The 8899-nt window shown below is 71.9% G+C and carries 12 protein-coding genes; 8 read left to right on the forward strand and 4 right to left on the reverse strand.

Annotation, left to right across the window (positions count from 1 at the left end; all coding sequences use genetic code 11):
* Nucleotides 1-5 precede the first annotated feature (5 nt).
* From dhaK to dhaM, 3 genes are read left to right on the forward strand one after another with little or no spacing between them, the layout of a single operon-like run.
* Complete coding sequence (gene dhaK / locus ABZU76_RS46840) at nt 6-1007, forward strand: dihydroxyacetone kinase subunit DhaK (RefSeq protein WP_354883492.1); 1002 nt, start codon at nt 6-8, stop codon at nt 1005-1007.
* Complete coding sequence (dhaL, locus tag ABZU76_RS46845) at nt 1007-1633, forward strand: dihydroxyacetone kinase subunit DhaL (protein WP_354883495.1); 627 nt, start codon at nt 1007-1009, stop codon at nt 1631-1633. Before dhaK ends, dhaL begins: the two co-directional genes overlap by 1 nt.
* A complete protein-coding gene (dhaM, locus tag ABZU76_RS46850) occupies nt 1630-2304 on the forward strand; it encodes a dihydroxyacetone kinase phosphoryl donor subunit DhaM (RefSeq protein ID WP_354883498.1) in 675 nt (224 codons plus the stop codon). Before dhaL ends, dhaM begins: the two co-directional genes overlap by 4 nt.
* 102 nt (nt 2305-2406) lie before the next feature.
* Here dhaM and ABZU76_RS46855 read toward each other — a convergent pair whose 3' ends face one another.
* Nucleotides 2407-2586 (reverse strand): hypothetical protein, encoded by a 180-nt coding sequence (locus tag ABZU76_RS46855; RefSeq protein ID WP_220243785.1) that lies wholly within the window; start codon nt 2584-2586, stop codon nt 2407-2409.
* Nucleotides 2587-2766: 180 nt separating this feature from the next.
* Between ABZU76_RS46855 and ABZU76_RS46860 the strand changes: the two genes are divergently transcribed.
* Complete coding sequence (locus tag ABZU76_RS46860) at nt 2767-3579, forward strand: hypothetical protein (RefSeq protein ID WP_354883502.1); 813 nt, start codon at nt 2767-2769, stop codon at nt 3577-3579.
* On the opposite strand, the gene ABZU76_RS46865 is transcribed toward ABZU76_RS46860, so the two are convergent.
* Complete coding sequence (locus ABZU76_RS46865) at nt 3560-4045, reverse strand: Lrp/AsnC family transcriptional regulator (RefSeq protein WP_220243783.1); 486 nt, start codon at nt 4043-4045, stop codon at nt 3560-3562. The genes ABZU76_RS46860 and ABZU76_RS46865 overlap by 20 nt on opposite strands.
* Before the next feature lie 59 nt (nt 4046-4104).
* Between ABZU76_RS46865 and ABZU76_RS46870 the strand changes: the two genes are divergently transcribed.
* Complete coding sequence (locus tag ABZU76_RS46870; RefSeq protein ID WP_354883505.1) at nt 4105-5217, forward strand: PLP-dependent transferase; 1113 nt, start codon at nt 4105-4107, stop codon at nt 5215-5217.
* A gap of 3 nt (nt 5218-5220) precedes the next feature.
* Here ABZU76_RS46870 and ABZU76_RS46875 read toward each other — a convergent pair whose 3' ends face one another.
* Nucleotides 5221-5424, reverse strand: a complete 204-nt coding sequence (locus ABZU76_RS46875) for a zinc ribbon domain-containing protein (protein WP_220243781.1) — start codon at nt 5422-5424, stop codon at nt 5221-5223.
* Nucleotides 5425-5468: 44 nt separating this feature from the next.
* Here ABZU76_RS46875 and ABZU76_RS46880 point away from each other — a divergent pair, with 44 nt between their 5' ends.
* Together ABZU76_RS46880 and ABZU76_RS46885 are read left to right on the forward strand one after the other, a co-directional pair.
* Complete coding sequence (locus ABZU76_RS46880) at nt 5469-6590, forward strand: nucleotide pyrophosphatase/phosphodiesterase family protein (RefSeq protein ID WP_354883508.1); 1122 nt, start codon at nt 5469-5471, stop codon at nt 6588-6590.
* 551 nt (nt 6591-7141) lie between these two features.
* The gene (locus tag ABZU76_RS46885; protein ID WP_354883511.1) at nt 7142-7447 is read left to right on the forward strand and encodes a hypothetical protein; all 306 of its coding nucleotides are present in this window, start codon (nt 7142-7144) and stop codon (nt 7445-7447) included.
* 82 nt (nt 7448-7529) lie between these two features.
* Here the strand turns inward: ABZU76_RS46885 and ABZU76_RS46890 are convergent, their stop codons facing one another.
* A complete protein-coding gene (locus ABZU76_RS46890; protein WP_354883514.1) occupies nt 7530-8081 on the reverse strand; it encodes a GNAT family N-acetyltransferase in 552 nt (183 codons plus the stop codon).
* Here ABZU76_RS46890 and ABZU76_RS46895 point away from each other — a divergent pair.
* The gene (locus ABZU76_RS46895) at nt 8080-8808 is read left to right on the forward strand and encodes an alpha/beta hydrolase (RefSeq protein ID WP_354883517.1); all 729 of its coding nucleotides are present in this window, start codon (nt 8080-8082) and stop codon (nt 8806-8808) included. The two genes, ABZU76_RS46890 and ABZU76_RS46895, sit on opposite strands and share 2 nt — an antisense overlap.
* Nucleotides 8809-8899: the final 91 nt, after the last annotated feature.

The raw sequence follows: 8899 nt of genomic DNA on the forward strand, positions 1-8899 counted from the left end.
CTGCCATGAAGAAGATCATCAACGATCCGGCGACAGTGGTCGCGGAGTCCTTGAAAGGCCTCGCCGTGGCCCACGCCGACATCCTCCGTGTCCAGGACGATCCGGCCGTCGTGGTGCGGGCCGACGCGCCGGTGCCGAGCAAGGTCGCCGTCATCTCGGGTGGCGGCTCCGGCCACGAACCGCTGCACGGCGGGTTCGTCGGGCGCGGCATGCTCGACGCGGCGGTGCCCGGCGCGGTGTTCACGTCCCCGACGCCGGACGGGGTGCAGGCCGCGGTCGCCGCGACGACCGGGCCGTCCGGTGCGTTGCTGATCGTGAAGAACTACACGGGTGACGTGCTGAACTTCGAGACCGCCGCCGAGCTGGCCGCGGCCGAGGACCTCGAGGTGCGCAGCGTCGTGATCGACGACGACGTCGCGGTGAAGGACTCCACGTTCACCGCCGGCCGCCGTGGCGTCGGCGGGACCGTGCTGCTGGAGAAGATCGTGGGCGCGGCCGCGGAGCGGGGCGACTCGCTCGACGCCGTGGAGGCGCTGGCGCGCAAGGTCGTCGGGCAGGTGCGGTCGATCGGGGTGGCGTTGAGCGCTCCGATCGTGCCGCACGTCGGCGAGCCGAGCTTCGACCTGGGACCGGACGAGATCGAGTTCGGCATCGGCATCCACGGCGAGCCGGGCCGCGAGCGCATCCCGGCCGAGCCCGCCGACGCGCTGGTGGCGCGGATGGTCGAGGCGGTCGCGTCGGATCTGCCGTACGAGGCGGGCGACAAGGTGCTGCTGTTCACGAACTCCATGGGTGCCACGCCGTTGCTGGAGCTCTACCTCGCGCACGGCATCGCCGAGCGGCTGCTGGCCGAGCGTGGGATCGTGGTCGAACGCAGGCTGGTCGGACCGTACATCACGAGTCTCGAGATGCAGGGGATGAGCCTGACGCTGCTGAAGCTGGACGACGAGCTGACCGAGCTGTGGGACGCGCCCGTGTGGACGTCCGCGCTGCGGTGGGGGATCTGATGGGTTGTTCTTCCGAAGGAGTCGCGGCCGCGCTGCGAGCCGCGGCCGAAGTCGTGGCCGAGCACCGCTCCGAGCTGGTGGAGCTCGACCGCGCCATCGGCGACGGCGACCACGGCGAGAACATGAGCCGCGGGTTCACCGCGATCGTGTCCGCCTTGGAGACGGAGGTGCCCGCCACCCCGGCGGGCGTCGCCAAACTGGCGGCCACCACGTTGATCTCGAAGGTCGGCGGCGCGGCGGGACCGTTGTACGGCACGGCTTTCCTGCGTGCGTCGACGAAACTGGGCGACGCGGCTTCGATCGACGTGCCGCTGCTGGTGGCCGCTCTGCAGGCCGCTTTGGACGGTGTGCAGGCGCGCGGCAAAGCGGTTGGCGGCGACGCGACGATGGTCGACGCGCTCATCCCGGCCGTCTCCGCGGCCGCCGCTTGCCCTGCGGACGCTCCGATCGCGGACGTGCTGACCGCGGCGGCCGACGCGGCCGACCGCGGCGCCGAGTCCACAGTGGACCTGGTGCCCCGCAAGGGCCGGGCTTCGTACCTGGGCGAACGCGCCGTCGGCCACATGGACCCCGGCGCCCGCTCCACGGCCCTGCTGCTGCGCGCGTTCGCGGAGGCTGCCCGGTGACCGTGGGGATCGTGCTCGTCTCGCACAGCGCCAAACTGGCCGAAGGCCTGGCCGACCTGGCCGCCCAAATGGCCCCCGACGTCCGCATCATCCCCGCCGGCGGCCTCCCCGACGACGGCGGCATCGGCACCGACTACGACGAAGTCGTGGCCGCCACCCAACGCGCCGACTCCGGCGACGGCGTGGTGCTGCTCTACGACCTGGGCAGCGCGCAGATGACGGCGGAGCTCGCGGTGGAGTCTCTTTCCGGCGGCCTTGCCGCCGTGGTCGCCGACGGTCCTCTGGTGGAGGGCGCCATCGCGGCCGCCGTCGCTGCTCAGGGCGGAGCGGACCGCAAGGCAGTGGCTTCGGCCGCTGCCGGCGCCGGCCTGGCCCCGGACCTCGCCGCGGTGGACTCTCCTGGTGATGCCCAGGAGAAGGAACTCACGCTGACGAACGAGGTCGGCCTCCACGCCCGCCCCGCCGCCGTCCTGGTGCGCAGCCTGGCCTCCCTGGAAGCCGAGGTGACGATCCGCCTGGGCGACCAGGAAGCCGACGCCCACAGCGTCCTGGCCCTCATGTCCCTCGGCGCCCGGCAGGGCGACCACATCGTCGTGCGCGCCCGGGGGCCCGAGGCTTCGGACGCGCTCGCCACGGTGACCGGTCTGGTGGAGTCGAACTTCGGGGAGTAGCGGGTCTATTGTGGACTCTTTTGCTGCGATGGGCGGCGGCGGATCACCGTTCTCCGCCACCGCCCACTCGCGCATTCCGGCAATTCACAAACCGGAATCCCCTCACGCCGCCAGCGCGATCCCCAGCCAGATCGCCCCGATCACGGCCGCCCCGCACAGCGCGGCGAGTAGCAACATCACCGTGCTGATCTGCCCCGGTTGGCGCGGCAGTCGCATCGGTTGCGTGGGCGGGCCCCAGTAGTCCTGGGAATTCTGTGCGGCCGGTCCGGTCGTGCTCGTCATGCCGCTACCTCCGTCCCTCGACCGGCAAATCCTTTGTGGTCCGGACGTCGGGCCGGCCGCGTTCTCCGTTACCGGAATCGACGACCGGGTTTTTGACCGATTCCCGATCGAAAGGAATCGTCGCGGTCGGTATTCGCGCTGTTCTCCGGAGTTGTCGGTGCCGAGCGATACCCTCGCGCGGTGAACCTCCCCACCGAGTTCAGCGCTCTGATCGAGCACGCGCGCACCGCGGTGCGCCTCCACCCCGTGCACGGCGAGCCCGCCGTCGGCGAAAGCCACCTCGGCGGCCCCCTGCTGTGGCCCGCGAGTGAACCGTGGCCGACGTGTCCCGTCACCTGGCCGGCGAAGCCCGAGGCGACCGACGATGGTTGGACCGGCGGGCACCCGGACGACGAGCCGGTGCCCGCGATGGTCGGTGCCGCCCAGTTCTACCGCCGGGATTTCCCGGAGCTGCCGTTCCCCGATGGCATGGATCTCGCGCAGGTGCTGTTGTGCCCGACTCTGCACGAAAGCAAGCACCACTACGGCCCCGCCGTGCGCCTGCTCTGGCGAGACTCGAGCACCGTCGGCGAAGTCGCCGAAGCGCCGGAGCCACCCGAAGAAGCGGACGACATGTTCCTGCCCCAGCCACGCGTCCTGCACCCGTGCCGGCTCCGGGAATTCGCCTACGTCGAGGAGTTCTCCCCGGACCGCCGCGCGCAGCTGGGGTTGCCGACGAGCCGCGATGACGTCGAGTACGAGCTCGGCCAGTTCTCGAAAGTCGGCGGCTGGACGGCTTGGTATGCCGGGGATCCGGAAGACCTGAGCTGTCGCGAGTGCGGCGCGCGCCTGCGTCAGGCGATCGCGCTGGCGACGCAGGAGGACGAGATGCCTTGCGGGTGCGAGCGGAGGGACGACGAGGAAGCCGACTGGGAGTTCGGCGAGCAGGGCGCGTTGAACATCTTCCTGTGCCCCACCGACCCGCGGCACCCCGTCAAGGTGCGGACGGAGTAGGCGGCAACAACGGCCCGCCACTCCAGTGCTGGAACACCAGGTTCGTGTGCACCCGCGCGACCTCGTCGCGGGCCGTCAGCTCGTCCAGCACCAGCCGTTGGAGTTCGGCGGCTGAGCTGGTGGCCACGTGGGCGAGGAAGTCGTCCGGGCCCGTGAGGTGGTAGACGGCGCGCACCTCGGGCAGGGCGAGCAGGTCGGACACGAACGGGTCCACCAGCTCGCGCCGGTGGGGCCGGACCTGCACGAACAGGAATGCCTCCAGGGGCCGCCCGAGTTTGGCGGCGTCGACGGAGGCGTGCTGGCCCGTGATCACGCCCGTCGAGCGGAGGCGGGCCACGCGGTCGAGGCAGGTGGACGGCGCGACGCCGACGGCGGCCGCGAGGTCCTTGTTCGACGTCCGGGCATCGTTCTGCAGCACGCGCAGAATCTCGAGGTCCACCGTGCTCAGTTCGACGGAATCGCTCATCCGCGAATGATATCCGAAAGCGTTGCGGCAAAACCGCACGATGGCCGACGCTCAGCGCCATGACGAACGCGCTGCGCACCCGAGCCGTCCACGCCGGCCGCGACGACCTGACCGACCTGGGCCTGCACGCCGTACCCCTCGATTTTTCGACGACGTACCCGTCCCGCGACAGCGCGGCCGAGGCTCTGAGGATCGACGAGTTCTCGACCGGCGGCGAGGTCTCCGGCATCTACGGCCGTGTCAGCAACCCGACCGTCGAGCGGTTCGAGCGGGCGCTGGCCGAGCTGGAGGGGTTCGACCACGCGGTGGCGTTCGCGAGCGGGATGGCGGCGGTGTCCGCGTGCCTGCTTTCCGCCGCGTCGCAAGGAAAGCGGCACGTCGTGGGCGTCCGGCCGCTGTACGGGTCGACCGATCACCTGCTGACGTCCGGGCTGCTCGGCACCGAGGTCACGTGGGCAGCGCCCGGTGAGGTCGCCGCGGCGCTCAGGCCGGACACCGGCCTGGTCTTCGTCGAGACACCCGCCAACCCGACGCTCACCGAGCTCGACGTCAATGCCCTCGTCGACGCGTGCGGCGACGTGCCCGTGCTCGTTGACAACACCTTCGCCACGCCCGTCCTGCAACGCCCCGGCCGCCACGGCGCGCGCCTCGTGCTGCACAGCGCGACGAAGTTCCTCGGCGGCCACGGCGACGTGATGGGCGGCGTTGTGGCTTGCGACGCGGAGGAAGCCGCGCGGCTGCGGGGAATCCGGTTCGCCACGGGCGCCGTGCTGCACCCGCTGGCGGGGTACCTGTTGCTGCGCGGGCTTTCCACGCTCCCGCTGCGCGTGACGGCGGCCAGCGACACCGCCGCCGTGCTGGCCGAGCGGCTCAAGAGGCACGAAGCGGTGACCGCCGTGCACTACCCGAAGCTGGGCGGCCCGCTCGTCGCCTTCGAGGTGGCGGGGGATCCGCACGCGCTGATCGCCGCCGTCCGGCTGGTCACGCCGGCGGTGAGCCTCGGCAGCGTCGACACGCTCATCCAGCACCCGGCGTCGCTCACGCACCGGGTCGTCGCCGAGAGCGACCGCGAGGAGGCGGGCATCACCCACGGGCTGATCAGGCTCTCGGCCGGGCTCGAGGACGTCGAGGACCTCTGGCACGACCTCGACCAGGCGCTGAAGGCCTGCTGACCGTCAGCCGCCGCAGCACCCGCCGCCGCAGCAGCCACCCGACGGCGCGGGGCTCGCGGCGGAGCCGGTGAGCGCGACGGTGGTCAGCAGCTTCACGGTGTCGGTGTGCCCCTCGGGACACGGCGCCGGCGCGCCGGATTCGCTCATCGGCCGTTGCAGCTCGAACGTGTCGGTGCAGTCGCGGCAGCGGTAGGCGTAAGTGGGCATGCGTCGATTATCGCTGCCGCGCAGGCGGGTGGGAAGCTGTCTTCGTGGACGTTCCCCAGATCACGGACCTCCCGCACCTCGGCCAGGTCGTCCCCGCGGTGCTGGGCGCGCTCGGCGTGCCGGGCGAGGCGGGTTCGCTCGCGCTGCCGGAGGCGCGCAGTGCGTGCGTGCTGCTCATCGACGGCCTCGGCTGGCAGCTCCTCGCCGAGCACGCGGCCGACGCGCCCGTGCTCACGGAGCTCGCGAAGAGCCCGTTGCGCGTTGGCTTCCCGTCGACGACGGCGGCCGGCGTCGCCGCGATCGGCACCGGCCTGGCATCGGGGGAGCACGGGATGGTCGGGTACACGTTCGAGGTGCCGGGCACGGGCGTGCTCAACGCCCTGCGCTGGCGCTCCCACGAAGACGGCAGCGACTTGCGCGGCGCCCTCCCGCCCCGCTCGGTCCAGCCGCTTCCGACGACTTTCGAACGCGCCGCCGCGGCCGGCCTCGACGCCGCCGTCGTGTCCTCCGCCCAGTTCTCCGACACGGCCCTGACCCGCGCCACCCAGAGCGGCGCCCGCTACGCCGGCGTCCACGCCCTGGGCGACCTCGCCGCGCGGACGCTGGAGGTGCTCGCGGCACCGTCGTTCTGCTACGCCTACCACAGCGAACTCGACCTGCTCGGCCACCTCTACGGCCCCGGCTCCACCGCCTGGCGCATGCAGCTTCGGCACGTCGACCGCCTTGTCGAGTCCATTGTGGACGGACTCCCCGCGGGCGCGCTGCTGGCCGTCGTCGCCGACCACGGCATGGTGACCGTGGACGACAAACTCGACCTCGAGGACACCCCGGAGCTGCTGGACGGCGTCCGCGCCTTCGGCGGCGAGGTCCGCGCCCGCCACGTCTACACCGAATCGGGCGCGGCTGCCGATGTCCTGGCGGCCTGGCAGTCCGTCCTCGGCCCGCGCGCCTGGGTCCTGCCCCGCGACGAGGCCATCGCGCAAGGCTGGTTCGGCACCGTGAGCGACCGCGTGCGCCCCCGCATCGGCGACGTCGTCGCCGCGGCCCAGGGCACGTTCGGCATGGTCCGCGGCCTGGCCGAAGCGGTCGAGACGTCGCTGATCGGCCAGCACGGCTCCCTGACGGAGGCTGAGCAGCTGGTGCCGCTGGCCCTCGCGCAAGGCTGACGCGGCTTCCGGGCGTTTGACACTCGGGCAGGGCGATCAGTTGGTACCTGCGGCCCGCGCACGGCTGAGCCGACTCGGTCTGGGTTTGTCGCCGGCGCGGCAATCCTGAGCCTGCCGGGCCGGCCAACCTGACCCGAGCCCTGAAGGTCGCGATCGGGAAACCAGGCAACGTGTTTCCAGCTTCACTTGCCGGCCTGGCATGCCCCGGCCGGCAACCGCTTGTCGCGCGGAGCGAACCAGTATCGGTCGGTGTGGCCGCGTTCGGCGAGGGCTGCTCGACCGGCACCACGCCAGGCCGGCGAGATCGACCGGGTCTGGCACGCAGCAGACCTGGTCGGGCGATCCACATGGCGTCCATCTCGCCGCGAGGCTTGGTGATCAAGCCGCCCGGGCCGAGGACCACTTCGGCGTCGTCGGAGCGGAAGCCGATCTGGCCGGATCAGATCCAGCGGTGTGGGTCGCCTCGGGTCGCCGCTCGGCCGCGGTCAGGCGGAGCGGCAAGGTGGACCACGCTCTGCAGCCCACCGATCCCGCCGGTTAACGTGTTTCCCGTGCCCCGACACAATCGCCCCGGCAGAGATCGGCATGGTCGTGCCGAGCAGCCCGACGTCGGCGCAGCCAGCGGCTGGGCACACGCCGAGTCCGGCCCCGACGGCGAGTGGCTGGTGCGTACCGTGCCCGGCTCGCACGCGACCAAGACGTACCGCTGCCCCGGCTGCGACCACGAGATCCGGCCCGGCACGCCCCACGTCGTCGTGTGGCCCGCCGACGAAACCGGTTCCGTCGCCGACCGCCGCCACTGGCACCGCACCTGCTGGGACGCCCGTGCCCGGCGGCGCCCGAACCGGCGCTGGTAGCCCGAAACCGCAACGGGTGACGGCCGGGGAACCGGTGCCGGAACTCTCGAAGACCCCGAATCACGCAGGAGCTCACCGAAGCTCACCGGCGGAAATGTCGCGAAACCGCCCCCTCGTACACCTCTTCCTCGAACCGCGTGAACCCCAGCCGCTCCACCACCCGCAGCGATGGCGCGTTCGTCGAGTTCACGCTGATCAACACCGGAATCTCCGGCAGCTCCCGCTCAGCCCACTCCACGGCGGCGCTCGCCGCCTCCACGGCGTACCCCCGGCCCCACGCCGACGGCGCGAAGCGGTACGCCAGGTTCAGCACCCGCTCGCCCCGGAACAGCCGCAGCCGCACCCCCGTCAGGCCCAGCACCTCGGCCCCGCCCTGCTCCCGCACGGCGCAGTAGCCGAACCCGTGCTCGGCCCAGTGGGCGAGCCATGAGTCGAACAGCAGGTCGCCGGTCGGGGTGTCCGGTGGGTCCGGGTTGAAGCGGTGCGTCGCCGGGTCCGTCTGGATGGCGACGACGGCGGCGCGGTCCTCCTCGGTGAACGGGTGCAGCACGAGTCGCGAGGTCTCGATCTTCCTGGGCATCTCCCTCAGCACACCCCGCACGCTAGCGGCGGGGTCCGACAGAATCACCGTCATGACCGAACTGCCGCTCCTCCTGCTGCACGCCTTCCCCCTCGACGCGCGCATGTGGGACCCCGTCCGCGCGCCCCTGGCCGAGCGCCTGCGGCTGATCACGCCGGACCAGCGCGGCCTGGGCCGCAGCCCGCTGCCGGAGACCGACCGCGAGCCGAGCCTCGACGACGCCGCGCGCGACGTCCTCGCGCTGCTCGACCGGCTGGAACTCGACGAAGTGGTGCTCGGCGGCTGTTCGATGGGCGGTTACGTCGCCCTCGCGGTGCTGAAAGCAGCCCCCGAGCGCGTCGCGGGGCTCGTGCTCATCGACACCAAAGCCACGCCCGACTCGCCCGAAGCGGCCGAGAACCGCCTCAAGGTCGCCGAACGCGCCGAGGCCGAGGGCGTCCAGGGCTGGCTGGCCGATGCGAACCTGCCGAACCTCCTGCACAACCAGGACCCCGCCGAACGCGTGCGCGAGCTCATCGACGCGCAGCCGCCCGCCGGGGTCGCGTGGGCGGCACGCGCGATGCGCAACCGTCCCGATTCGCTGGACGTGCTGCGCAAGTCCGACGTGCCCGCGCTCGTCATCGTCGGCGAGGAGGACAAGCTCACCCCCGTCGAGGAAGCCGGCAAGATGGTCGACGCCCTCGACGAGGCCAGGCTCGTCGTCCTGCCCGGCGCCGGTCACCTCACGCCGCTCGAAGACCCGGCGGGCGTCGTCGAGGCGATCCTGGGCTGGTTCGCCTAGTGTCCTGAGTCGTTAATTCGTTGGCAGTAGGCGGCGAGGGTGTCGAGGATGTGGTCGGCGGTCTTGGTCCAGACGTAGGGTTTGGGATTGG

Origin of the sequence: Amycolatopsis sp. NPDC005232 (assembly GCF_040607795.1) — a bacterium.
Lineage (GTDB): Bacteria > Actinomycetota > Actinomycetes > Mycobacteriales > Pseudonocardiaceae > Amycolatopsis.

What these genes read in the sequence shown, in the direction of transcription:
- ABZU76_RS46855 (WP_220243785.1), bottom strand. Translation starts at nt 2,586, where the DNA reads ATGACGAGCACGACCGGACCGGCCGCACAGAATTCCCAGGACTACTGG.
- ABZU76_RS46890 (WP_354883514.1), bottom strand. Translation starts at nt 8,081, where the DNA reads ATGACGGTGATTCTGTCGGACCCCGCCGCTAGCGTGCGGGGTGTGCTG.
- ABZU76_RS46895 (WP_354883517.1), top strand. Translation starts at nt 8,080, where the DNA reads ATGACCGAACTGCCGCTCCTCCTGCTGCACGCCTTCCCCCTCGACGCG.
- ABZU76_RS46875 (WP_220243781.1), bottom strand. Translation starts at nt 5,424, where the DNA reads ATGCCCACTTACGCCTACCGCTGCCGCGACTGCACCGACACGTTCGAG.
- ABZU76_RS46865 (WP_220243783.1), bottom strand. Translation starts at nt 4,045, where the DNA reads ATGAGCGATTCCGTCGAACTGAGCACGGTGGACCTCGAGATTCTGCGC.
- ABZU76_RS46870 (WP_354883505.1), top strand. Translation starts at nt 4,105, where the DNA reads ATGACGAACGCGCTGCGCACCCGAGCCGTCCACGCCGGCCGCGACGAC.
- dhaL (WP_354883495.1), top strand. Translation starts at nt 1,007, where the DNA reads ATGGGTTGTTCTTCCGAAGGAGTCGCGGCCGCGCTGCGAGCCGCGGCC.
- dhaK (WP_354883492.1), top strand. Translation starts at nt 6, where the DNA reads ATGAAGAAGATCATCAACGATCCGGCGACAGTGGTCGCGGAGTCCTTG.